This window comes from Thermomonas fusca, assembly GCF_005862345.1.
GTDB classification, from domain to species: Bacteria; Pseudomonadota; Gammaproteobacteria; order Xanthomonadales; family Xanthomonadaceae; genus Thermomonas; species Thermomonas fusca.
The window spans coordinates 68,359-90,881 of the sequence record NZ_SROY01000002.1 but is presented as its reverse complement, the minus strand read 5'-3'; the positions used below and the strand labels follow the sequence as shown (position 1 = coordinate 90,881).

The window sequence follows — 22,523 nt, the reverse complement described above, 5'->3', positions numbered from 1 at the left end:
CCGCTGTTTTTTATCGTCATGTGCCTGATTCTACTGAGAAGCGGTCTGCCGGGTAGGGCTCATCCGGAAACTCCGGTGGCTCCGGCAACAGCGCGCGCAGCGGCGCGCCGTCGGATTGGGCCGCCAGCCTGGCGGCATCGGCCTGCGGCAGATCGATCGACAGGCACCAGCCGTCGGCGTCGTGGGTTTCGCCGCGCACCGCGTCCAGCGCATGCAGGCGCGCACGCAGGCGCCCGGCGTCGGTGGGCAGGTGTACGTCGCCGACCACCCGGCGCAGGCCGAGGCGCTCGCCCAGGACTTCGCGCAGCAGGTTCAGCCCCAGCCCGTCGCGCGCCGACAGCCACACCGCCGCGCGTGCTTCGCCGGGCGCGTCGATCCGCGGCTGCGCGCCTTCGATGCGGTCGATCTTGTTGAACACCAGCAACTGCGGAATCTCGCCGGCGCCGATTTCGTGCAGCACCATCTCCACCTGCGCCATGCGCTCGTCGCGCAGCGGGTCGTCGGCATCGATGACATGCAGCAGCAGGTCGGCCTCGCGCGCCTCGCTGAGGGTGGAACGGAACGCCGCCACCAGCTCGTGCGGCAGGTCGCGGACGAAGCCGACGGTATCGGCCAGCACCACGCCACCGCCGGGCAGTGCGATCCGGCGCACGGTCGGGTCGAGGGTGGCGAACAACTGGTCGGCGGCGTAGGCATCGGCGCCGGTCAGCGCATTGAACAGGGTCGATTTGCCGGCGTTGGTGTAACCCACCAATGCCACACGCGGCAGTTCGCTGCGCACCCGCGCGCGGCGCATCTGGGTGTGCTGCACCTCGACTTTCTCCAGCCGCTTCTGCAGCATTTCCATGCGCTTCTGCAGCAGCCGGCGGTCGGTTTCCAGCTGGGTTTCGCCGGGCCCGCGCAGGCCGATCGAGCCGCCGCGCTGGCGTTCCAGATGGGTCCAGCCGCGCACCAGCCGGGTCGCCATGTGCTTGAGCTGGGCCAGTTCGACCTGCAGCTTGCCTTCGGAACTGCGCGCGCGCTGCGAGAAGATGTCCAGGATCAGCCCGGTGCGGTCCACCACCCGACGCTCCAGCGCCTTTTCCAGGTTGCGTTCCTGGATCGGCGTGAGCGCGTGGTTGACCAGCACCAGATCGGCGCCGGTGGCCTCGCAGGCCGCCCTCACTTCCTCCAGCTTGCCGCTGCCGATCAGGATCGACGGGTTCGGCTTGTCGATCCGTGCCGGCAGCGTGGCCAGCACGCGCGCACCGGCCGAGCGCGCCAGTTCGGCGAATTCCTCCAGCACGCCTTCGGCCGGCGGGCCGCCGGCATGGGGTTGGATCAGCAGGGCGTTTTCGCCGCCGCGCGAGCGTTCGAACAATTGGGTCGGCATCGGGACGTAAGTGCGGGCGGCGGCCCGCGATTGCAAGCCCGCGCCGCGGCCGGGTCAGTCGGCCTCGACCTGAGCCGGAACCGGCTCGCCCGCATCGGCAGCATCACCGCCGGGGCCACCCAGACGCACGTTGCGCGCCGGCACCACGGTGGAGATCGCGTGCTTGTAGACCATCTGGCTGACGGTATTGCGCAGCAGGATGACGAACTGGTCGAAGGATTCGATGGTGCCCTGCAGCTTGATGCCGTTGACCAGGTAGATGGACACCGGCACGCGCTCGCGGCGCAAAGCGTTCAGGAATGGATCCTGCAAGGACTGCGACTTCGTCATGGATTCCCCGTACTGTCGTGCGTTGTTGTTTGTCGTGGGCCGACGCCTGCGGCGATCCCCGGCCCCGCGCCCGTCCATCGCGGCGGGCGCATCCCGATGTTAACGCAGGAGTCAGCTCCGCGGGAACGCCCGCATTCCGCGCCGCCACTGCCCAAGCGACCGCAACGCCTGCCGCACCTATGTGACTGCCCTGCAGCCGAGGAAACCGTCCACCGCCGCGTTCAGCGCATCGCGCTGCGAGGCGGGGTCGAACCAGCGTGCGTCCAGCTCGCCGCGCAGCCATGTGAACTGGCGCTTGGCCAGCTGGCGGGTGGCGGCGATGGCGCGTTCGCGGAATTCCGCAGCCGATGTCGCGCCGTCCAGATGCTCCCAGGCCTGCCGGTAGCCCACCGCGCGCAGCGCCGGCAGATCCAGCGGCTGCGGATGCCCGGCGAGCTCCGGCAGTGCGCGCAGTGCGCGAACCTCGTCGAGGAAACCTTCCGCCAGCATGGCGTCGAAACGGGCTTCGATGCGGGCATGCAGATCGGCGCGCTGCGGCGGCGCCAGCACCAGCTTCAACGTGCACACCGGCAAGCGCCGGCCGGACGCGTTGCACCGCCAGTCGCTGATGCTGCGCCCGCTGAGCCGGTAAACCTCCAGCGCGCGCTGGATGCGCTGCGCGTCGGTGGCGTGGATGCGCGCGGCAGCCGCGGGATCGATCCGCGCCAGCTCGGCATGCAGCGCGGCCCAGCCGCGTACGCCGGCCTCCTGCGCAAGCGTGGCGCGCAGGGCCGGATCGGCCGCGGGCATGTCGGACAGGCCATCCAAAAGCGCGTGGAAGTACAGCCCGGTGCCCCCGGCCAGGATCGGCAGCCGGCCGCGCGCGACGATGCCGTCGATGGCGCGTTTCGCATCCACCGCGAACTCCGCCGCCGAGTACGGCTGCCAAGGCTCGCGCAGGTCGATCAGGTGGTGCGGCGCCTGCGCCTGATCGGTGCGGGTGGGTTTGGCCGCGCCGATGTCGAGGCCGCGGTACACCAGCGCCGAATCGACGCTGACGATTTCGCCACCCAGCCGCTGCGCCAGTGCGATCGCATAGGCGCTCTTGCCCGACGCGGTCGGGCCCATCAGCGCGATCGCGCGCGGGCGCGCATCCAGCCCCATCGGGTTCAGTAGCCGCTTTCGCGCAGGCTGGCCTCGACCTGCGCATGGCGCGCCTGCACATCGGCCGGCGGCGGCCGCGACAGCAGGCTGCCGGCCACGATCGCGATGCTCGCCACGATGAAGCCCGGCACCATTTCATAGAGCGTGCTGCCGGTGTGCTTCCACAGCACCACGGTCAGCGCGCCGGCGAGCATGCCGGCCAGCGCGCCGGTGCCGGTCATCCGCGCCCAGAACAGCGAGAACAGCACCACCGGCCCGAACGCCGCGCCGAAGCCGGCCCACGCATAGCTGACCAAACCCAGCACGCGGCTGTCGGGGTCGCGCGCGATCCAGATCGCCAGCAGCGCCACTGCCAGCACCGTGGCCCGGCCCACCCACACCAGCTCGCGTTCGCCTGCGCGCGGGCGGAAGAAGCCGTGGTAGAAGTCCTCGGTCAGCGCGCTGGAGCAGACCAGCAGCTGGCAGCTGAGCGTGCTCATCACCGCGGCCAGGATGGCCGACAGCAGCACGCCGGCCACCCACGGGTTGAACAGCGCTTCGGCCAGCACGATGAAGACGCGCTCGGGATTTTCGCCCAGCGCGACCGCCTGCTGCGGGTGCTGGGTGGCCCAGGCGATGCCCGCCAGCCCAACCGCGACCGCGCCCAGCAGGCACAGCACCATCCAGGTCATGCCGATCCGCCGCGCCTGCGGGATCACCGCCAGCGAATCGGCCGCCATGAAGCGGGCCAGGATGTGCGGCTGGCCGAAATAACCCAGCCCCCACGCCAGCGCCGACACCACCGCGACCAGGCCACCACCGCCGATCCACTGCAGCCGCGCCGGATCGACCTGCTCGATCACCCGCAGCGTCTCGACCGGGCCGCCCACGCCGAGGATGACGATGACCGGCGTCAGCAGCAGGGCGAAGATCATCAGGGTGGCCTGCACGGTGTCGGTCCAGCTCACCGCCAGGAAGCCGCCGATCAGCGTGTACAGGACAGTCGCCGCCGCGCCCCACCACAGCGCCTGCGCGTAGGGCAGGCCGAACACGCTCTCGAACAACCGCGCGCCGGCCACGATGCCGCTGGCGCAGTAGATCGCGAAGAACACCAGGATCACCAGCGCCGACACGATCCGCAGCAGCCGGCCGTTGGCGGCGGAGCCATCACTGGAGAAGCGCGTGGTGAAATAGTCCGGCAGGGTCAGCGCGTTGTCGGTGCGCTCGGTATAGACGCGCAGCGGCCCGGCCACGAAACGCCAGTTGCACCACGCGCCGATGCACAGGCCAATGGCGATCCACGCCTCGCTGACGCCGGTCAGGTAGAGCGCGCCGGGCAGGCCCATCAGCAGCCAGCCGCTCATGTCCGAGGCACCGGCGGACAGCGCGGTGACATAACCGCCCAGCGAGCGCCCGCCGAGGATGTAGTCGTCGAGGTTGCGGGTGGATCGCCAGGCCGCAAAACCAATCCCCACCATCGCCAGCAGGTAGATGCCAAAGGTGATCAGCAGCGGGGTACTGGCGGTCATGCGCGCGCTCCGGATGGACCGGCGCACTTTAACCCGGCGCGGCGCGGCGCCGCTTATTCCGGCCAGACGATCTCCGGCCGGCCGGCGTCCTTGCGCGGCGGCGCGACCGCGGCCACCGCGGCCCAGACCTTCAACGCATCCACGGTCGCAGCCACGTCGTGCGCGCGCACGATGGTGGCGCCGTTCTGCGCGGCGATGAGATGGGCCGCCACCGAACCATGCACGCGCTGGCGGGGCTCGTCCCGCCCGGTGAGCTCACCGATGGTCTTCTTGCGCGACAGCCCGGCCAGCACCGGCACGCCCAGTTCGGTGAACCGGCGCAGCTGCGCCAGCAGCTGCAGGTTATGCGCGACGGTCTTGCCGAAGCCGAAACCGGGGTCGGCGATGATGTTCTTCCTGGCGACGCCTGCCATCTCGGCGGCGAAGATGCGCTCGGCCAGGAAGCGGTGTACCTCGCCGACCACGTCGTCGTACTCCGGCGCCTCCTGCATCGCGCGCGGCTCGCCCAGCATGTGCATCAGCACCACCGGCATGCCCAGCTCGGCGGCCGCATCGAGTGCGCCCTCGCGGCGCAGGCCATACACATCGTTGAGCATGCCGGCGCCGGCCTTGATCGCCGCGCGCATCACCTCGGGCTTGCTGGTGTCGATGCTGATCGGCAGCGCGGTGTTCCGCGCCAGCCCTTCGATCACCGGAACGACGCGACGCAGCTCCTCCTCCACCGGCACTTCCTGTGACCCCGGGCGGGTGGATTCGCCGCCGACGTCGAGGATGTCGGCGCCCTCCTGCGCCAGCCGCAGGCCGTGGGCGATGGCGGCCTCGGCATCGAAGTGCGCGCCGCCGTCGGAAAACGAGTCCGGGGTGATGTTCACGATGCCCATCACCCGCGGGCGGTCGAGGCGCAGGATGCGGCCGTTGCAGTCGAACTGGGGCGAGGTGTCGAACATCGGGATCCGCAAACGAAAAGGCCAGAGCGAACTCTGGCCTTTTCGTCATTTCCCGGCAAGCATCGCTCAGCCCTGCACGACGGGGCCGCCGATCGGCGCGGCCGGCGGCGCGGCATCGCCACCGGGCTTGTTGCCCGGCTTGCTCCAGCCCATCGGCGGCGGCACTTCGCGGCCATCCATGATCGCGTCGATCACCGGCACGTCGATGGTTTCGTACTCCAGCAGTGCCTTGGCCATCACGTGCAGCTTGTCGATGTTCTCGTTCAGCAGCTGCGTGGTGCGCGCATAGGCGCGGTCGAGGATGCCGCGCACCACGTCGTCGATCCGGCGCGCGGTGTCATCGGAGACGTTCTTGTGCTGGGTCACGCTGCGGCCCAGGAACACCTCGTCCTCTTCCTCGCCGAAGGTGATCGGACCGAGTTCCGACAGGCCCCACTTGGTCACCATGTTGCGAGCCATCTTGGTGGCGCGCTCGATGTCGTTGGACGCACCGGTGGTCACCTTGTCGGCGCCGAAGATCAGCTCCTCGGCGACGCGACCGCCGTACAGCGAGGCCAGCTGGGACTCGATCGCGATCTTGTTGTAGCTGTATTTGTCGCCTTCCGGCAGGTACATGGTCACGCCCAGCGCGCGGCCGCGCGGGATGATGGTGACCTTGTAGACCGGGTCGTGCTCCGGCACCAACCGGCCGACGATGGCATGGCCGGCCTCGTGGTAGGCGGTCAGGGTCTTCTCCTGCTCGCTCATGGCCATCGAACGTCGCTCGGCGCCCATCAGGATCTTGTCGCGCGCCTTGTCGAAGTGCTCCATGCGCACTTCCTTGGCGTTCTCGCGCGCGGCGAACAGCGCGGCCTCGTTGCACAGGTTGGCAAGGTCCGCGCCGGAGAAGCCGGGCGTACCGCGGGCGATGGTCATCGGCACCACGTCGTCGGCCAGCGGCAGCTTGCGCATGTGGACCTTGAGGATCTGCTCGCGGCCCTTCACGTCCGGCAGGCCCACCACCACCTGGCGGTCGAAGCGGCCGGGGCGCAGCAGCGCCGGGTCGAGCACGTCGGGGCGGTTGGTCGCGGCGATCACGATCACGCCTTCGCCGCCCTCGAAACCGTCCATCTCCACCAGCAGCTGGTTGAGGGTCTGCTCGCGCTCGTCATGACCGCCGCCGAGGCCGGCACCGCGATGGCGGCCGACCGCGTCGATCTCGTCGATGAAGATGATGCACGGCGCGTGCTTCTTGGCCTGCTCGAACATGTCGCGCACGCGGCTGGCACCGACGCCGACGAACATCTCGACGAAATCGGAGCCGGAGATCGAGAAGAACGGCACCTTGGCCTCGCCGGCGATGGCCTTGGCCAGCAGGGTCTTGCCGGTGCCGGGCGGGCCGACCATCAGCACGCCGCGCGGGATCTTGCCGCCCAGCTTCTGGAAGCGCGACGGGTCACGCAGGAACTCGACCAGCTCGGCCACGTCTTCCTTGGCCTCGTCGCAGCCGGCGACGTCGGCGAAGGTGACCTTGACCTGGTCGTCGGAGAGCAGCTTGGCGCGCGAACGGCCGAACGACATCGCACCCTTGCCGCCGCCACCGCCCTGCATCTGCCGCATCATGAACAGCCAGAAGCCGATGATCAGCAGCACCGGCAGGAAGTTCAGCACCAGCGACCAGAACGAGATGCCGGAATCCGGCGGCGCCTGCTTGATCTCGACCTTGTGCTGGATCAGGTCGTTGATCAGATCCTTGTCGCGGACCGGCGCGGTGGTGGTGCCGGAACTGCCGTCGGCGCGCTCGAAGCTGATGCTGCGCTCGTTGCTGGAGATGTCGACCTTCTTGATGCGGTCGTTCTCCACGTCCTGCACGAACTGCGAATAGACCACGTCCTGGCTGGCGGCCAGCTTCGGCGAGAAGCTCTGGAAGACCACCATCAGCACGGCGGCGACCACCACCCAGAGCAACAGGTTTTTCGCGAGATCGTTCATGTCGGCCCTTGGCTGTCCTTCCGCTTCACTTCGTTGTGGAACATCACTTGATCTGTGCCAGCTTGCCGGTGGCCAGTGCGTATACCTCCGGCGAGCGGTTGCGCGAAGCCGCCGGCTTGCGGATCGCCACCTTGGCATAGCGCCGTCGCAGCTCCCGCACGTAATCGTCGAAACCCGTTCCCTGGAACAGCTTGATCAGGAACGTACCGCCGTTGCGGAGCTGGCCATCGGCGAAGTCCATGGCCAGTTCCGCCAGGTGCATCGCACGCGGCTGGTCCACCGCCGTCATACCGCTCTTATTGGGGGCCATGTCGGACAAGACAAGGTCGACCTGTTCCCCGTTCAGCATTCCAAGCAGATTCGATAGAACCGCATCTTCCCTGAAATCGCCATGAAGGAACTCCACCCCGGCCAGCGAGGGCATTTCCAGGATGTCGCTGGCGATGACCCGCCCGGGCCGGTTCGGGTCGAGCCGATCCAGCTCCTGGCGCACCCATTGCGACCAGCCGCCGGGCGCCGCCCCCAGATCCACCACCACCATGCCCGGCTTGAGCAGGCGATCGCGCTCCACCAGCTCCTCGAGCTTGTAGGCCGCGCGCGAGCGCATGCCCTCGGCCTGCGCCTTCTTCACGTAAGGGTCGGAGAAGTGTTCCTTGAGCCAGCGCTGGCTGGATTTGCTGCGGGTCGCCATGCGTCTCGTCCCCCTCCCGGGGCCGGGAGGGTCGTGGGGGAATGGAGCCGCCCGCGGGCGGCCCCCATCTTCCGCATGATACCCTGCGCACCCTTCTTTTATTCCGCCGCGTGCCGCATGCCGATTGCCTTGACCAACGCCCAGATCCGCTTCCTGCGCGGCCAGGCGCACGACCTCAAGGCGATGCTCCAGGTCGGCGGCAAGGGCATCACCGATGCGCTGGTAGCGGAAGTGGAACTGGCGCTGGAACACCACGAGCTGATCAAGGTGAAGGTGGCTGGCGCGGATCGCGAGGCGCGTGACGCCATGATCGTTGCCCTGGCCGAACGCGCCGACGCCGCGCTGGTGCAGCGGATCGGCCATACCGCGGTGCTCTATCGCCCGAGCACGGACAAGCGGCAGATCGTCCTGCCCCGCGGCTGATCGCAGCCGGCGACCCACGATGCAGCTGAACCTCGAACGCCCGGATTACCAGTATTTCCTGCGCGGCGCCGACGGCACCGGCGCACTGGTCAACGAGCGCCGGCTGACCGCCAGCTTCATCATCGCCCCGCAAGCGCTGGTCGAGGACTGGCCGGTGCGCGACGCCTCCGCAATCGGCGCCGCCGACCTTGAGCCGCTGCTGGCACTGGCGCCGGAACTGGTCCTGCTGGGCACCGGCGCCACCCAGGTCTTCCCGCCCGCCGCCGCGCTGGCCACCTGCCTGCGGCGCGGGATCGGCATCGAAGTCATGTCCAACGCCGCCGCCGCGCGCACCTACACGGTGCTGGCCGGCGAAGGCAGGCGGGTTGCGGCCGGTTTCCTGTTCCCCTGAAGGTTGCCGGGCCGTTGAATCGCGGCTAATGTTCCCCCAAATTCCAGAACATCCGCGGGCGACGCGCCAGCCGCGCCGCCCGCATTGCTTTGCAGGAGCCTTTGTCGACATGAGCACCGCCACCCAACGTCCCACCCTGCTACTGTCCCGCGTGGACGTGGAGCGCATCGAGGACCTGCTGGACCGCCCGCAATTCCGCAGCCTCAACACCGCGCCGCTGCGCGAGGAGCTGGAGCGCGCCGAGCTGATCGAGCCCGGCGATATGCCCGACGACGTCATCACCATGAATTCCACCGCGCTGGTGAAGGTGATCGACGACCAGCAGCAGGCCCACGAATACGAGCTGACCCTGGTGTATCCGCGTGATGCCGACGGCAGCAGCGACAAGGTGTCGATCCTGGCCCCGGTGGGCAGCGCCCTGCTGGGCCTGCGGGTGGGCAACAGCATCGACTGGCCGATGCCGGGTGGCCGCAGCGCGCGCCTGCACGTGCTGTCGATCCGCTACCAGCCGGAAGCCGCGGGCGAACTGCACCGCTGAGCCCGCACGATCAGGGCGCGCCTTTGTCCTTGGGCGCTCCCAACCGACCCAGTTCGCCCAGCATTTCCCACGATTTCAGCCCGCGGCCACCCAGGTGGTGCAGCAGCACCGCCCGCAGCGGCAGGCGCAGGCTGGCCAGGTCCTCGCCTTCCGGCTGCGCGTCCGCGGCCAATGCCAGCAGCGCGCGGCCGGTCGCGGTATCGCGGCGCTCGCCGGCACGCTCGCTGCGCAGCCGGCGCGGCCCTTCCTCGGGGTCCAACCGATAGCGCGCCACCGGATCGACATCGGTGCCGTCGCCGTCCACCTCGAATGCCGGCCCCACCCCCAGCGCCTCCAGCAGGTCGCGCTCGAACCGACGCAATGTCCACGCCAGCGGTTCGCCCGCGCGCAGGCGTTCGCGCACCTGCGCATAAGCCGCGTGCAGCTCCGGCTGCGGCACATGCCGCGGCGCCAGTCGCAGGCACAATTCGTTGACGTAGAACGCCGCCAGCGCGGCATCGCCCTGCAGCAGCGGCGCGGCATCCACTGCCTCGGCGGCGGCCAGTTGCGCCAGTTCGCCCTTTTGCACGGCATCGAAACGGATCGACTGCAGCGGCTGCAGCGCTGCCCGCAGCACATGTTTCTTCGGCCCGGTCACCCCGCGCGCCACCAGTCCGATGCGGCCGTGGTCCGCGCTCAGCACCTCGACCAGCAGGCTGGTTTCCCGCCACGGGCGGGCGTGCAGGACGAAGGCGGGCTCGGCGCTGTAGCGCATGCGCTCAACTCTCCTCGCGCCGGGCGGCCATCGCGATCAGTCGTGGTAACCCAGCGCGCGCAGCGCCGCTTCGTCGTCGCTCCAGCCTTCGCGCACGCGCACCCAGGTCTGCAGGAACACCTTGGCGTCGAACAGGCGTTCCATCTGCTCGCGGGCGTACTTGCCGATATCGCGCAGGCGCTCGCCGCCCTTGCCGATCACGATCGCCTTCTGGCCTTCGCGCTCGACCCAGATCACCGCATCGATGCGGTACATCACGCCGGTCTTGGGCGAAGGTTCCTCCTCGAAGCGCTCCACCTCCACCGTGGTGGAGTACGGCAGTTCCTCGCCGAGGCGGCGCATCAGCTGCTCGCGCACCAGCTCGCCGGCGAGGAAACGCTGGCTCTTGTCGGTGATCTCGTCCTCGCCGAACGCCGGCTCGCCTTCCGGCATCAGCCCCAGCAGGGTGGCGACCAGCGGTTCCAACCCGCGGCGCTTGAGCGCGGACAGCGGGTGCACGGCGGCGAATTCGCGCCCTTCCGTGACCTTGGCGATGAACGGCAGCAGCGCGGTCTTGTCCTTCTCCTTGTCGACCTGGTTGACCACCAGCACCACCGGCAGGCCGGCTTCGCGCAGTGCGTCGAAGGCCAGCCCGTCCTCGTGGTCCCAGCGCCCGGCCTCGATCACCAGCAGCGCTGCGTCCACGCCTTCCAGCGCGCCGCGGGCGGCGCGGTTCATCATCCGGTTCATCGCCTTGCCGGAGCGCTTGCCCTGCTCGCCGTGGATGCCGGGGGTGTCCACCAGCTGCAGCTGGCCGCCGGGGAAGGTGGCAATGCCCAGCAGGCGGTGCCGCGTGGTCTGCGGACGATTCGAGGTGATGCTGATCTTGGCGCCGACCAGCGCGTTGACCAGGGTGGATTTGCCGACGTTGGGGCGGCCGATGACGGCCACTGCGCCGCTGCGTGATGTGGGATTCATGCGCGGATTGTAGAGCGCGGCCCGCTTTGACGCTGCGATTCCCGCAGATCGACCGACGATGCCCGCCCAGCCGGGGTCAGGTGGATTCGAGCAATTCCAGCATCGCGCCCGCGGCAACCTGTTCGGCCGCACGCCGCGAACTGCCCTCGCCTTCGGTGCGCAGGGCGGGACTGGCCAGGCTGCAGCTGACGCTGAAGATCCGCGCATGGTCCTCGCCGCCCTCGTGCAGCAGCGCGTAGACCGGCAGCGGCTGCTGCCGCCCCTGCAGCCACTCCTGCAGGCGGGTCTTGGCGTCCTTGCCGACCTTGTTGGGCGGCGGCAGGGCGGCGATCAGCGGCGCGAACCAGGGCAGCACGGCTGCCCGGCAGGCGTCGAAACCGCCATCCAGGTAGATCGCGGCGACGATGGCTTCCACCGCGTCGGCCAGGATGGAGTCGCGGCGGTGGCCGCCGGTCTTCATTTCGCCCGGCCCCATCACCAGCCGCGGACCGATGTCGAGCCAGCGGGCGATGCCGGCCAGCGCGGATTCGCGCACCAGTTCGGCCCGGGCGCGGGTCAGCGCGCCTTCGTCGGCCTTCGGCCAGTGCCGGTACAGCGCCTCGGCGACGAACTGGTTGACCAGCGCGTCGCCGAGGAATTCCAACCGCTCGTTGTTCGGACTGCCCGCGCTGCGGTGGGTCAGCGCCTGCGCCAGCAGCGCGGGGTCCGCGAACACATGGCCGGCGAACGCCGGCGGCGTGCGATCACTCGCCGCTGGTGCCACGCGTCAGCACCTGCTCGGCGTGGAACTTGCCGACCACGTCGAGGTTCGCCATCAGTGATTCACGGCGCTCGTAGTCCACGATCATCTTCAGGCCGCCATCGGTGGACTCGAACTTCATCGCATCCATCTTCTTGACGTGATCGGCGTAGCTCATTTCCAGCCGCTTGAGATAGCGCGTGCGCACTTCTTCCTTCGAGGCCCCGGCCAGCTCCTTGTCGTCCGCCAGACCCTTGAGCGCCTGCTTCACCGAATAGAACTCGATGTACATGGGCACGATCTTCATCGCGCAAAAGGCGAAGAAAATCCCAAGGCACAGCACCATCAGGAACCCCAGCATGGTCATGCCGCGCTGCTTCTGCTTCATTCGTGCATCCCCTCTTGGTTTAACGGCCGTGCCCCTGGCCAGGCATGATCAAGGAATACGCGTTCCGATACGGGAAACGTCCACCCAATGATCCGCGCTGGCGTCGAAGTTCATCCACACCATGAACGCCTTCCCGCGCAGGTTGGTTTCCGGCAGGAATCCCCAGAACCGGCTGTCCTCGCTGTTGCCGCGGTTGTCGCCCATGACGAAATAATGCCCCGCCGGGACCGTCCAGTCACCATCGGCGACGCTGAATTCGCCTTCCAGCACGAAATGCGGCCGGCCGGGCATGCCTTCGGTCAGCTTGGAATCGCCGGTTTCGCCCGCGCCCTGGCCAACCCCGGTGTAGACCCCTTCCACCCGGTACGGCAGCGCCTGCCCGTTCACGCTGACCTTGTGGTCGTGGTAGCCGATGACATCGCCCGGCACCCCGATCACGCGCTTGATCCAGTCCTCGCGCGGATGGTGCGGCGGGCGGAACACCACCACGTCACCGCGCGCCGGCTCGCCAAGCTCGACGAACTTCTTGTTGCTGATCGGCCAACGCAGGCCGTAGCTGAACTTGTTGACCAGGATGAAATCGCCGATCAGCAGGGTCGGCATCATCGAGCTGGACGGAATGCGGAACGGCTCGGCGACGAAGCTGCGCAGCCCCAGCACCAGCGCCAGCACCGGGAAAAACGCCTTGGAGTAATCGACCAGCAGCGGCTCCTTCACCTCGTCCAGCGGGCCGGCTGCCGCGGCGCGGCGCTTGGCAAGGAACAGCTTGTCCAGCAGCCAGACCAGGCCACTCAGCACGGTCAGGGTGACCAGGATCGTTTCGAACCACACCATCATGCGATGTTCTCCATTTGCCGCCGTGTCGTCGCGCCCCCGCGGGGCGCTCCTACTTGTCCATCTGCAGCACGGCGAGGAAGGCTTCCTGCGGAATCTCCACGCTGCCGACCTGCTTCATCCGCTTCTTGCCTTCCTTCTGCTTCTCCAGCAGCTTCTTCTTGCGGGAGGCATCGCCACCGTAGCATTTGGCCAGCACGTTCTTGCGCAGCGCCTTGACCGTGGTGCGGGCGATGACCTGCGCGCCGATCGCGGCCTGGATGGCCACGTCGAACATCTGCCGCGGGATCAGGTCCTTCATCTTCTCGGTCAGCTCGCGCCCGCGCCGGTCCGCGTGCGTGCGGTGCACGATGATCGACAGCGCATCGACGCGGTCGCCGTTGATCAGCGTGTCCACGCGCACGAACGGACCGGCGTCGAAGCGCAGGAAGTGGTAGTCCAGTGAGGCGTAGCCGCGGCTCACCGACTTCAGCTTGTCGAAGAAGTCCAGCACCACCTCGGCCATCGGCAGTTCGTAGCTGATCTGCACCTGACTGGCCATGTAGGTGATGCCGATCTGCACGCCGCGCTTTTCCTCGCACAGCTTGATGATGTTGCCGATGTAGGCCTCGGGGGTGAGGATGTTGGCGCGGATGATCGGCTCGCGGATCTCCTGCACCTGGTTGATCGGCGGCAGCTTGGCCGGGTTGTCCATCGACACGATGCTGCCGTCGGTCTTGAGCACCTCGTAGACCACGGTCGGCGCGGTGCTGATCAGGTTGAGGTCGTACTCGCGCTCCAGCCGCTCCTGCACGATCTCCATGTGCAGCATGCCGAGGAAGCCGCAGCGGAAGCCGAAGCCCATCGCCTCCGAGCTTTCCGGTTCGAAGCGCAGCGCGGCATCGTTCAGGCGCAGCTTGTCCAGCGCTTCGCGCAGGTCCGGGTAGTCCTCGGCATCGACCGGGAACAGGCCGGCGAACACGCGCGGCTGCATTTCCTGGAAACCCGGCAGCGGCTCCGGTGCGGGGTCGGCCAGCAGGGTCAACGTGTCGCCCACCGGTGCGCCGTGCACATCCTTGATGCTGGCATTGATCCAGCCCACTTCGCCGGCACGCAGCACCGGCATCTCCTTGCGCTTGGGGGTGAACACGCCGACCTTGTCGACCAGGTGCCAGCGTCCGGTCGACATCACCAGGATCTTGTCGCCCGGCCTGATCTCGCCCTGCATCACCCGCACCAGCGAGACCACGCCGAGGTAGTTGTCGAACCACGAATCGATGATCAGCGCCTGCAGCTTGTCGGTGCCGCGCGGCTGCGGCGGCGGGATGCGCTGGACAATGGCTTCCAGCACGTCGCCGACGTTGAGGCCGGTCTTGGCGCTGATGGCGACGGCGTCGGTGGCATCGATGCCGATCACGGCCTCGATCTCTTCCTTGACCTTGTCGATGTCGGCGGTGGGCAGGTCGATCTTGTTCAGCACCGGCACCACTTCCAGGCCCTGCTCCACCGCGGTGTAGCAGTTGGCCACCGACTGCGCCTCCACGCCCTGCGCGGCATCGACCACCAGCAGCGCGCCTTCGCAGGCGGCCAGCGAGCGGCTGACCTCGTAGCTGAAGTCGACGTGGCCGGGGGTGTCGATGAAGTTCAGGAAGTAGGTATTGCCGTCCTTCGCGGTGTACGGCAAGGAGACCGACTGCGCCTTGATGGTGATGCCGCGCTCGCGCTCGATCGGGTTGTTGTCGAGCACCTGCGCTTCCATCTCGCGCGCGGTCAGGCCGCCGCAGAGCTGGATGATGCGGTCGGCCAGGGTCGACTTGCCGTGGTCGACGTGGGCAATGATGGAGAAGTTGCGGATGAACCGCATCGAATCGTGCTGCATGGGGGGCGTCGGCTGAGTGCGGCAACGGCCGCGGGATCGCGGCCTGTGGGAAAGACAGCCGTGCATTATCGCACAGGCCCGGATGCAGCCCTGACGGCCTGCCGACGCCGCGCCCGGCCTGCGTTCACGACCGGGCGCAGGCTTGCACCATGCCCTCAGCGCTCGACCGGAGTCACCGTGACATAGCGGGTACCGCCGCCGCGCCGCACCAGCAGCATCACCGGCTTGTCGGCCCCCACCGCGCGCAGCTGGGCGTCGAGGGCCTCGACGCTGCCGACATCGTGGCGACCCACCGCCAGCACCACGTCGCCGCGCTGCAGGCCCGCTTCGCGCGCGGCCTGCCCTTCGACGCGGGCGATCAGCACGCCCTCCTTCGGCTGCAGGCCCATGCCGGCGCGCTGCTGGGCGGTCAGCGCCTGGCCGATGATGCCCAGCGGGTTGGCCTGCGCGGGCGCCGCCGGCTTCTGGCCACTGCCCGCTTCGCCGCCGGCCGCTGCAACGCTTTCGTCGAGTGCGCCCAGGGTTGCGGTCAGGGTGCGCCGCTTGCCGTCGCGGATGACTTCCAGGGTGACCCTGCTGCCCGGCGCCATCGCGCCGATGATCGGCGGCAGGTCGCTGGATTCATACACGCGCTGGCCGTTGACGCTGCGGATCACGTCCTGCCGCTGCAGGCCGGCGCGTTCCGCGGCGCTGCCCGGCTCGATGGTCGCCACCAGCGCGCCGCTGGCATCGGCCAGGCCCAGCGCGCTGGCGGCATCGCGATCCATGCCCTGGATCTGCACGCCCAGCTGGCCGCGGGTGACCTTGCCGGTCGCCTTGAGCTGCTGCACCGCGTTCATCGCCACGTCGATGGGAATGGCGAAGCTCACGCCCATGTAGCCGCCGGAATTGCTGAAGATCTGCGAGTTGATACCGACCACCTGCCCACGGGTGTCCAGCAGCGGGCCGCCGGAGTTGCCGCGGTTGATCGCCACGTCGGTCTGGATGAAGGGCACGTAGCGCTGGTCGGCGCCGGGGTTGGCGCGGCCGACCGCGCTGACGATGCCGGCGGTGACCGAATGGTCGAGGCCGAACGGCGAGCCGATCGCCACCACCCACTGGCCGGGCTTGAGCGCGCCGGAATCGCCGATGCGCATCACCGGCAGGCCCTTGGCGTCGATCTTCAGCAGCGCCACGTCCGACTGCGGGTCGCTGCCCACCACCTTGGCGGTGAACTCGCGGCGGTCGGACAGCTTGATGCGCACGGTGTCGGCGCCATCGACCACATGGTGGTTGGTGAGCAAGTAGCCGTCGGCCGAAATGATGAAGCCGGTGCCCAGCGACGTGCCGCGCGGGCGCGCGTCCGGCATGCCCGGCATCCCCGGCATGGGGGTCATGCCGGGGCCGAAGAAGCGGCGGAAGAACTCGGGGATCTGTTCGTCGCCGTCATCCCCGTCTTCCGGCATCTGCGGCATCCCTCGCGCCTGCGCCGTGGCCTGCGAGCGGCCGCCGAGTTCCGCCTGCACGCTGACCACCGCCGGGCCAACCTGATCCACCAGCCGGGTGAAATCGGGCAGGCCGGCCACCAGCTCCGGCGCAGGCGTGGACGGCTGGGTGGCCAGCGGGGTCTGTGCATTGGCGGCGTTCTGGCCGCTGCAGGCACCCACGCCGGCCACCGCCAGCGCGGTGGTCAACAGCAGGGGACGCAGGGAAGCGAGCTTGATCGCGGGCATGACAAGGGATTCCTCTTCGCGTGGATCGGAAACAGGGAAGGCGTGGCGCCGGGCGCGCCACGGGGCTGCACGGTCAGGGCTGCTGCTGGCCCTGCGCATCGGCGCCGGCGGCCGCTTGCGTGGAGGCCGCCTCGTCGGAAAGCAGCTTCGGCGGCGCGCCGAAGACCGGCGGGGCGAACGGATTGTCGGCACGCCGCGGGTGGTCGCCGAAGCCCACCGCAAGGCCGCCGCTGCCGGCGTACTGCGGCAGGATCGAACGTGGCCACGGACGGGTGACGATTTCGGCATCGGGCAGGCCGCGGAATTCCGGGGCGGCGACAGCGGGCGTCGCCGGAGTGACCGCGGCGATCTGCGCGTTGGCCTCGACTGCGGTCACGGTGGCCGCGACAGCGGCAGCCGGCCTGCTGCGCCGCGCCGGCTTGACGGACGCGGTGGCAGCGGCCGCCATCGAGGCAGCAGCCAGCATGTCCGACCCGCCGGCCGGGGCCGTCGGCAACTGCGGCGCAAGCTGCGACGGTGCCGGCTGCCCATGCAGCGGCGCGGCCGGAGTCGTCGCGGCCACCTGCGCCGGTGCAGCGGGCGACGCATCGCTATCCAGCGCAGGCCGCCCCATCAGCGCCACCACCGCCAGCGCGGCCGCCAGGGCGCCGATGCCGGCGCCGCGCCGCAGCCACGCCGGCCGCGAGGTTGTGGCGGCCGGTGCCGCCGCCACTTCGCCGCCATGCAGCGCCGCGGAAACACGCGAGGCGAAATCGGCCGGCAGATGCCGGGCCGGCGCCATCCCGCGCATCACGTCGCTGGCGATGCGCCAGCGCTCCCAGCTGCCGGCCAGCTCGTCATCGTGCTGCAGGCGACGCAGCAGGAAGCGGGTCTGGTCCTCCGGCAGCGCGCCGTCCATCAGCGCGGACAGCTGTTCGCGGCTGCTGAGCTGGGTGAGGTCGATGCAATGGCGGTCGGTATCGGTATTCATGGGCGTCATGAGGCGTGGGTACGCTTCGGAAGTTCATCGTGGTCCAGCAGGGGACGCATGCGGGCATCGATGGCCTCGCGGGCGCGGAAGATGCGCGAACGCACCGTGCCGATCGGGCAGCCCATGCGTTCGGCGATTTCCTCGTAGCTCATGCCTTCCACCTCGCGGAAGGTGATGGCATCGCGCAGGTCCTGCGGCAATGCTTCGACCGCAGCCAGCACGGTTTGTTCCAGCTGGTGGCGCATCAACTCGCGCTCGGGGGTGTCGTTGTCGCGCAGGCGCAGGCCGGACTCGAACTGCTCGGCATCCTCGATCTCGATGTCCTCGCCCGGCGGCCGGCGGCCATGCGATGCGAGATGGTTCTTGGCGGTGTTCACCGCGATCCGATGCAGCCAGGTGGGGAACTGGGCGTCGCCGCGGAACCCGCCGATGGCACGGTAGGCGCGGATGAAAGTGTCCTGCGCCACGTCCTGCACCTCCGCCCAGTCGTGCACATAGCGCGAAATCACCGCGGCCACGCGGTGCTGGTACTTGCGCACCAGCAGGTCGAAAGCGGCGGCATCGCCGCGCTGCACGCGGGCCACCAGGTCCTGATCCAGCGCTTGCGACACCCGATCCTCCGTCATTTGCGCCGCGCCCTCGTGGTTGGGCCCGTTCGCTTCCGGGCGTTATGACAGCAATGCGCCGCGAAAGTTCCGCGGCCTCGCCCTGGAGTTGCAGGCGTTTAGACAAGTATTCAAGTTTTCGCGGGCTACGATAGCCGCTTCCCAGCTGATACGGATGGCATGCGCATGGCCGACACCTCCGCAACCGGTTTCGACGGGCTCCGCCTGCGCCACTGGCAGCCGCAGCGCCGTGACGACGGCGTGCTGGTGCTGTGCTTCGATCGCGCCGACGCGCCGGTCAACGCATTCTCGCAGGATGCGCTGATCGAGCTGGGCGAGGCGCTGGCGCGCATCGCCATCGAACCGCCGAAGGCGCTGGTGATCGCCTCCGGCAAGAGCAGCGGCTTCATCGCCGGCGCCGACCTGAAAGAGTTCCAGGAATTCGACCGTCGCGGCACCGTCAACGACGCCATCCGTCGCGGCCAGGACGTGTTCCAGACCCTGGCCAGCCTGCCCTGCCCCACCGTCGCCGCCATCCACGGCTTCTGCATGGGCGGCGGCACCGAGATTTCGCTGGCCTGCCGCTACCGCGTGGCCAGCAGCGACGCCTCCACCCGCATCGGCCTGCCGGAAGTGCAGCTGGGCATCTTCCCCGGCTGGGGCGGCAGCGCCCGCCTGCCGCGCCTCGTCGGCGCGCCGGCGGCGATGGACATGATGCTGACCGGCCGCGCGCTGTCGGCCAAGGCCGCGCGCGGCATCGGCCTGGTGGACAAGGTGGTGGAACCGGCGCAGCTGATCGACGCCGCCGCCACGCTGGCGCTGAGGGGCACGGTGCGTCCGTTCAAGCAGCGCGCGCTGGGCTGGCTGACCAACACCCTTCCCGCGCGCAAGCTGCTGGCGCCGCAGATGGCCAAGCAGGTCGCGCGCAAGGCACCGAAGGCCTTCTATCCCGCGCCCTACGCCCTGATCTCCACCTGGGAGCGCAGCGGCGGCGCCGGCATCCGCGGCCGACTCGACGCCGAGCGCCGCGCGGTGGTCAAGCTGGCCGGCAGCAGCACGGCGCGCAACCTGATCCGCATCTTCTTCCTCACCGAACGCCTGAAGGCGCTGGGCAAGGGCGAACCCGGCATTGCCCGCGTGCACGTGGTGGGCGCCGGCGTGATGGGCGGCGACATCGCCGCGTTCGCCGCCTACAAGGGCTTCGAGGTGACGCTGCAGGACCGCGAGCAGCGCTTCATCGACGGCGCCCTGCAGCGCGCGCAGGCCCTGTTCGAGAAGAAGGTCAAGGACGAGAGCAAGCGTCCGGCGGTGGTGGCGCGATTGAAGTCCGACCTCGACGGCGCGGGCGTGCCCGAGGCAGACCTGGTCATCGAAGCGATCATCGAAAACCCGGAAGCCAAGCGCGACCTCTACCAGTCGGTCGAACCGCGCATGAAGGCGGACGCGCTGCTGACCACCAACACCTCGTCGATCCCGCTGGACGAATTGCGCCCGCACATCGCGCGCCCGGCGCAGTTCGCCGGCCTGCACTACTTCAACCCGGTGGCGCAGATGCCGCTGGTGGAGATCATCCGCCACGACGGCATGGCCGCCGAGACCGAACGGCGGCTGGCCGCGTTCTGCAAGGCGCTGGGCAAGTTCCCGGTGCCGGTGGCCGGCACCCCCGGCTTCCTGGTCAACCGGGTGCTGTTCCCGTACATGCTCGAGGCCGCGACCGCCTACGCAGAGGGCATCCCCGGCCCGGCCATCGACAAGGCGGCTACCCGTTTCGGCATGCCGATGGGGCCGATCGAGCTGCTCGACACCGTGGGCCTGGACGTGGCCGCCAGCGTCGGCCGCGAGCTGGCGCCCTTCCTCGGCCTGGACGTGCCGGCGGCGCTGGCCACGGTCGAAGCCGGCAAGCGCGGCAAGAAGGACGGCCAGGGCCTCTACAAGTGGGAAAACGGCAGGGCGGTCAAACCCGAACTGCCGGCCGGCTTCGTGGCCCCCGACGACCTGGAAGACCGCCTGATCCTGCCGCTGCTCAACGAGGCGGTGGCCTGCCTGCACGAGGGCGTGGTCAGCGATGCCGATCTGCTGGACGCCGGGGTGATCTTCGGCACCGGCTTCGCGCCGTTCCGCGGCGGCCCGATCCAGCACATCCGCGCCGTCGGCGCCGACGCGCTGCTGGCGCGGCTGCTGGCGCTGCAGGCGAAGTACGGCAACCGCTTCGCGCCGCGCGCCGGCTGGGATCAGCCGGTGCTGCGCTCGCCGCTCGCCTGATCCCCGCGATCGGCAGCACCGGCGCTCAGCGCGTCGGTTTTTTTGCCAGCGCGCGGAATTCCGGCCCCGCCGCGCGCAGGTTTTCGCGCAGGTAGGCCCGCAACTGCGGGCCCGCGGGCTCAGGCACCGGCCCGCCGAGGTGGCGCTGCAGCATCGTTTCCATCGCGAACAGATACGCCTCGCGCGGGATCGGTTCGAGCGGCGAATGGCCACCGCCGGGCTCCACCAGCAGAGTGACGGGCCGCCCCGATGCTTTCAGCGTCGCCACGTAGTTCGTCACTTCGCGGATCGCCACGGTGCGGTCGGCGCCGCCAGCCATCACCAGCAGCGGCCGACGCATCCTTGCGGCATTCGCCAGCGGTGACTGCGCGTGCAGGCGGGCGAAGACCGCCGGATCAGTGGCGTCCAGCGACAGCGCCCGCAGGGTGTGGCGCAGCGAACGATCCGGCAGGTCGCCCTGCTCGCCGGCATCGACCAGCCAGCGCATCGACCAGCCGAGGTCCGTCGGCGGCGCGCCGGCCACGCCGACCTTGAACAACTCCGGCTGGAAAGTCAGGCCCAGCAGCGCGGAATAGCCGCCGAACGAGTGGCCGACGATGCCCACGCGATCGCCATCGCCGATGCCGCGGGCCAGCAGCCAGCGGACGCCCTCGACGATGTCGCGCTGCACGCGACCGTTGCCGTAATCGCCGTCGGGCGCAAACGCGTAGGCGCGGCCGTGGCCGGTGGAGCCGCGGAAGTTCGACTGGAACACCACGTAACCGCGGTTGGCGAGGAACTGCGCCACGCCGTCGAAGCCGGGGCGGAAGTGGTTGATCGGCCCGCCGTGCACCTGCGCGATCAGCGGTGCGCGCGCCGGGTCCACGCCGGGCGGCAGCAGCAGGAAGCCGTGCACGCGCAGGCCGTCGGAGGCGAGGTAGGACACCGCGAGCTTGCGCGCGAGCTGCGACTCCCGCGGCGAATGCGCGGTGATCGTGGCCTCGTCGAGGATGCGGCGATGCCTGCCGGTGCGCGGATCGAACAGGTGCCAACGCGGATCGCGCAGAGTCGCCGCGCGTTCGGATACCAGCCATTGCGCGCCCGGCCCGCTGCCGGGCTGCACGGCGATATCGCGGCCGGGGAATTGCCTGGCAATGCCGGCCACCAGCGCCTGCGCGTCGCCGACACCGTAGGTCGCCGCGGCCGTGCTGCGATAGCTCGCGACCAACGGCATCGAGGTGCGCGGGTCCAGCACGACCTCGTCGAGGTCGGCCTCAAGGCGCGGGTCTTCGTGCAGCGTCTGCAACTTGTCGTCGGCGGTCAGCCGCAGTAGGCGCCGGAAGTTGTCGGCGGGCACCTCGCTGCCCGGGTTGCCTTCCATCAGCAGGCTGCCATCGGGCATCGCGGCGAGCAGGTTCAGCCTTTCCATCGGCGCGAGGCGCAGCACTTCGCGCAGCGACCCATCCGGCAGCACGCGATGCAAGGCATCGTGGTCGCCCTCGAAACGCGCCAGCGCGACGATCCGGCCACGTGCATCCAGCGCGACATCGTGGACCCAGCGCGGGTCCTCCCGCAGCAGCGAGCGCTTGCCGTGCACGTCCATGCGAACGATCCGCCAGCGTTCGCGCTTGCCGATCGACACGCGCTCGCGCAGCAGCACCGCGGCCGGCTGCGACGGGTCGACCTTCATCGCCTGCCGGCGATCCGCGCCGCCCATCGGCACGCGCACGCCGGCACGGCCGTCCGCCGACACGCTGGCGAGCGACTTCGATCCGCGCAGGAACAGCCAACGGCCGTCGCGCGACCAGAACAGTTGTTCGGCCTGGGTACTGGCGACCAGCACCCGCGGCTTGCCGCCCGCGACAGGCAGCAGGAACAGGCTGCGCGACTCCCCCTGTTCGCGCAGGTAGGCCACGTGGTCGCCGCCCGGCGACAGCTGCACCGCGGCCAGGCCGCGACTTTCGAGGAAGGCGGTGCGCGGCAGTTGCGGTGCGCGCGGCAGCGCGCGCTGGGCGGCGATGGCGTTGCGCAGTTCGAAGGTGGAGTCGGCCGCCGGCAACTGCCCCGGCGCAAACAGCAGCGCGAGCAAGGCCAGCATCCCGCACAGCTCACGGAACTTCGTCATCTCGATTTTCTCCGTAAGTCCGGGCG

Annotated in this window: 21 protein-coding genes; 4 read left to right on the top strand and 17 right to left on the bottom strand. The window is 69.4% G+C overall.

What is annotated here, in order from left to right; all coding sequences use genetic code 11:
- Positions 1-16: 16 nt before the first annotated feature.
- From hflX to rlmE, 7 genes are all read right to left on the bottom strand, one after another.
- Positions 17-1,360, bottom strand: a complete 1,344-nt coding sequence (gene hflX, locus E5S66_RS04695) for a ribosome rescue GTPase HflX (RefSeq protein WP_138348680.1) — start codon at positions 1,358-1,360, stop codon at positions 17-19.
- A gap of 66 nt (positions 1,361-1,426) precedes the next feature.
- Entirely contained in the window at positions 1,427-1,702 is a 276-nt protein-coding gene (gene hfq, locus E5S66_RS04690; protein WP_138347984.1) for an RNA chaperone Hfq, read from the bottom strand.
- Between the two features lie 177 nt (positions 1,703-1,879).
- The gene (miaA, locus tag E5S66_RS04685; RefSeq protein WP_138347982.1) at positions 1,880-2,845 is read right to left on the bottom strand and encodes a tRNA (adenosine(37)-N6)-dimethylallyltransferase MiaA; all 966 of its coding nucleotides are present in this window, start codon (positions 2,843-2,845) and stop codon (positions 1,880-1,882) included.
- Positions 2,846-2,850: 5 nt separating this feature from the next.
- On the bottom strand, positions 2,851-4,353 hold the full coding sequence (gene putP / locus E5S66_RS04680; protein WP_138347980.1) for a sodium/proline symporter PutP: 1,503 nt from the start codon (positions 4,351-4,353) through the stop codon (positions 2,851-2,853).
- 53 nt (positions 4,354-4,406) lie between these two features.
- On the bottom strand, positions 4,407-5,300 hold the full coding sequence (gene folP, locus E5S66_RS04675) for a dihydropteroate synthase (RefSeq protein ID WP_138347979.1): 894 nt from the start codon (positions 5,298-5,300) through the stop codon (positions 4,407-4,409).
- A gap of 66 nt (positions 5,301-5,366) precedes the next feature.
- Positions 5,367-7,271 (bottom strand): ATP-dependent zinc metalloprotease FtsH, encoded by a 1,905-nt coding sequence (gene ftsH, locus E5S66_RS04670; RefSeq protein WP_138347977.1) that lies wholly within the window; start codon positions 7,269-7,271, stop codon positions 5,367-5,369.
- 43 nt (positions 7,272-7,314) lie between these two features.
- Positions 7,315-7,962 carry a 23S rRNA (uridine(2552)-2'-O)-methyltransferase RlmE gene (rlmE, locus tag E5S66_RS04665; RefSeq protein ID WP_138347975.1) on the bottom strand — a complete coding sequence of 216 codons (648 nt, stop codon included), beginning with the start codon at positions 7,960-7,962 and terminating at the stop codon, positions 7,315-7,317.
- A gap of 117 nt (positions 7,963-8,079) precedes the next feature.
- Here rlmE and yhbY point away from each other — a divergent pair, with 117 nt between their 5' ends.
- The 3 genes from yhbY (at position 8,080) to rnk (ending at position 9,314) form a co-directional block, all read left to right on the top strand.
- Complete coding sequence (gene yhbY / locus E5S66_RS04660; RefSeq protein ID WP_028838465.1) at positions 8,080-8,385, top strand: ribosome assembly RNA-binding protein YhbY; 306 nt, start codon at positions 8,080-8,082, stop codon at positions 8,383-8,385.
- 19 nt (positions 8,386-8,404) lie between these two features.
- Positions 8,405-8,776, top strand: a complete 372-nt coding sequence (locus E5S66_RS04655; RefSeq protein WP_138347973.1) for an Mth938-like domain-containing protein — start codon at positions 8,405-8,407, stop codon at positions 8,774-8,776.
- A gap of 109 nt (positions 8,777-8,885) precedes the next feature.
- Positions 8,886-9,314 (top strand): nucleoside diphosphate kinase regulator, encoded by a 429-nt coding sequence (rnk, locus tag E5S66_RS04650; RefSeq protein WP_138347970.1) that lies wholly within the window; start codon positions 8,886-8,888, stop codon positions 9,312-9,314.
- A gap of 10 nt (positions 9,315-9,324) precedes the next feature.
- On the opposite strand, the gene recO is transcribed toward rnk, so the two are convergent.
- The 9 genes from recO to rpoE form a co-directional block, all read right to left on the bottom strand.
- Entirely contained in the window at positions 9,325-10,068 is a 744-nt protein-coding gene (recO, locus tag E5S66_RS04645; RefSeq protein WP_138347968.1) for a DNA repair protein RecO, read from the bottom strand.
- 36 nt (positions 10,069-10,104) lie between these two features.
- Entirely contained in the window at positions 10,105-11,025 is a 921-nt protein-coding gene (gene era / locus E5S66_RS04640) for a GTPase Era (RefSeq protein WP_028838461.1), read from the bottom strand.
- 76 nt (positions 11,026-11,101) lie between these two features.
- Positions 11,102-11,788, bottom strand: a complete 687-nt coding sequence (gene rnc, locus E5S66_RS04635) for a ribonuclease III (protein WP_138347967.1) — start codon at positions 11,786-11,788, stop codon at positions 11,102-11,104.
- On the bottom strand, positions 11,769-12,152 hold the full coding sequence (locus E5S66_RS04630; RefSeq protein WP_028838459.1) for a DUF4845 domain-containing protein: 384 nt from the start codon (positions 12,150-12,152) through the stop codon (positions 11,769-11,771). The genes rnc and E5S66_RS04630 overlap by 20 nt, the downstream gene beginning before the upstream one ends.
- Positions 12,153-12,200: 48 nt before the next feature.
- Positions 12,201-12,986 (bottom strand): signal peptidase I, encoded by a 786-nt coding sequence (gene lepB / locus E5S66_RS04625; protein WP_138348679.1) that lies wholly within the window; start codon positions 12,984-12,986, stop codon positions 12,201-12,203.
- 52 nt (positions 12,987-13,038) lie between these two features.
- Positions 13,039-14,829 carry a translation elongation factor 4 gene (gene lepA / locus E5S66_RS04620; RefSeq protein ID WP_171033504.1) on the bottom strand — a complete coding sequence of 597 codons (1,791 nt, stop codon included), beginning with the start codon at positions 14,827-14,829 and terminating at the stop codon, positions 13,039-13,041.
- Positions 14,830-14,999: 170 nt separating this feature from the next.
- Positions 15,000-16,556 carry a DegQ family serine endoprotease gene (locus tag E5S66_RS04615; RefSeq protein WP_138347964.1) on the bottom strand — a complete coding sequence of 519 codons (1,557 nt, stop codon included), beginning with the start codon at positions 16,554-16,556 and terminating at the stop codon, positions 15,000-15,002.
- 73 nt (positions 16,557-16,629) lie between these two features.
- Positions 16,630-17,526, bottom strand: a complete 897-nt coding sequence (locus tag E5S66_RS04610) for a sigma-E factor negative regulatory protein (protein ID WP_171033476.1) — start codon at positions 17,524-17,526, stop codon at positions 16,630-16,632.
- A 5-nt stretch (positions 17,527-17,531) separates the two neighbouring features.
- Entirely contained in the window at positions 17,532-18,137 is a 606-nt protein-coding gene (rpoE, locus tag E5S66_RS04605; protein ID WP_246037146.1) for an RNA polymerase sigma factor RpoE, read from the bottom strand.
- 180 nt (positions 18,138-18,317) lie between these two features.
- Between rpoE and E5S66_RS04600 the strand changes: the two genes are divergently transcribed.
- Positions 18,318-20,393, top strand: coding sequence for a 3-hydroxyacyl-CoA dehydrogenase NAD-binding domain-containing protein (locus E5S66_RS04600; protein ID WP_138347958.1), 2,076 nt, complete (start codon positions 18,318-18,320; stop codon positions 20,391-20,393).
- Positions 20,394-20,418: 25 nt separating this feature from the next.
- Here E5S66_RS04600 and E5S66_RS04595 read toward each other — a convergent pair whose 3' ends face one another.
- Positions 20,419-22,497, bottom strand: a complete 2,079-nt coding sequence (locus tag E5S66_RS04595; RefSeq protein WP_138347956.1) for a S9 family peptidase — start codon at positions 22,495-22,497, stop codon at positions 20,419-20,421.
- Positions 22,498-22,523 lie beyond the last annotated feature (26 nt).

Excerpts from the sequence above, each read along its gene's own strand:
- hfq (WP_138347984.1), bottom strand. The coding sequence starts at position 1,702 with ATGACGAAGTCGCAGTCCTTGCAGGATCCATTCCTGAACGCTTTGCGC.
- miaA (WP_138347982.1), bottom strand. The coding sequence starts at position 2,845 with ATGGGGCTGGATGCGCGCCCGCGCGCGATCGCGCTGATGGGCCCGACC.
- putP (WP_138347980.1), bottom strand. The coding sequence starts at position 4,353 with ATGACCGCCAGTACCCCGCTGCTGATCACCTTTGGCATCTACCTGCTG.
- folP (WP_138347979.1), bottom strand. The coding sequence starts at position 5,300 with ATGTTCGACACCTCGCCCCAGTTCGACTGCAACGGCCGCATCCTGCGC.
- ftsH (WP_138347977.1), bottom strand. The coding sequence starts at position 7,271 with ATGAACGATCTCGCGAAAAACCTGTTGCTCTGGGTGGTGGTCGCCGCC.
- rlmE (WP_138347975.1), bottom strand. The coding sequence starts at position 7,962 with ATGGCGACCCGCAGCAAATCCAGCCAGCGCTGGCTCAAGGAACACTTC.
- yhbY (WP_028838465.1), top strand. The coding sequence starts at position 8,080 with ATGCCGATTGCCTTGACCAACGCCCAGATCCGCTTCCTGCGCGGCCAG.
- E5S66_RS04655 (WP_138347973.1), top strand. The coding sequence starts at position 8,405 with ATGCAGCTGAACCTCGAACGCCCGGATTACCAGTATTTCCTGCGCGGC.
- rnk (WP_138347970.1), top strand. The coding sequence starts at position 8,886 with ATGAGCACCGCCACCCAACGTCCCACCCTGCTACTGTCCCGCGTGGAC.
- recO (WP_138347968.1), bottom strand. The coding sequence starts at position 10,068 with ATGCGCTACAGCGCCGAGCCCGCCTTCGTCCTGCACGCCCGCCCGTGG.
- era (WP_028838461.1), bottom strand. The coding sequence starts at position 11,025 with ATGAATCCCACATCACGCAGCGGCGCAGTGGCCGTCATCGGCCGCCCC.
- E5S66_RS04630 (WP_028838459.1), bottom strand. The coding sequence starts at position 12,152 with ATGAAGCAGAAGCAGCGCGGCATGACCATGCTGGGGTTCCTGATGGTG.
- lepB (WP_138348679.1), bottom strand. The coding sequence starts at position 12,986 with ATGGTGTGGTTCGAAACGATCCTGGTCACCCTGACCGTGCTGAGTGGC.
- lepA (WP_171033504.1), bottom strand. The coding sequence starts at position 14,829 with ATGCGGTTCATCCGCAACTTCTCCATCATTGCCCACGTCGACCACGGC.
- E5S66_RS04615 (WP_138347964.1), bottom strand. The coding sequence starts at position 16,556 with ATGCCCGCGATCAAGCTCGCTTCCCTGCGTCCCCTGCTGTTGACCACC.
- E5S66_RS04610 (WP_171033476.1), bottom strand. The coding sequence starts at position 17,526 with ATGAATACCGATACCGACCGCCATTGCATCGACCTCACCCAGCTCAGC.
- E5S66_RS04600 (WP_138347958.1), top strand. The coding sequence starts at position 18,318 with ATGGCCGACACCTCCGCAACCGGTTTCGACGGGCTCCGCCTGCGCCAC.
- E5S66_RS04595 (WP_138347956.1), bottom strand. The coding sequence starts at position 22,497 with ATGACGAAGTTCCGTGAGCTGTGCGGGATGCTGGCCTTGCTCGCGCTG.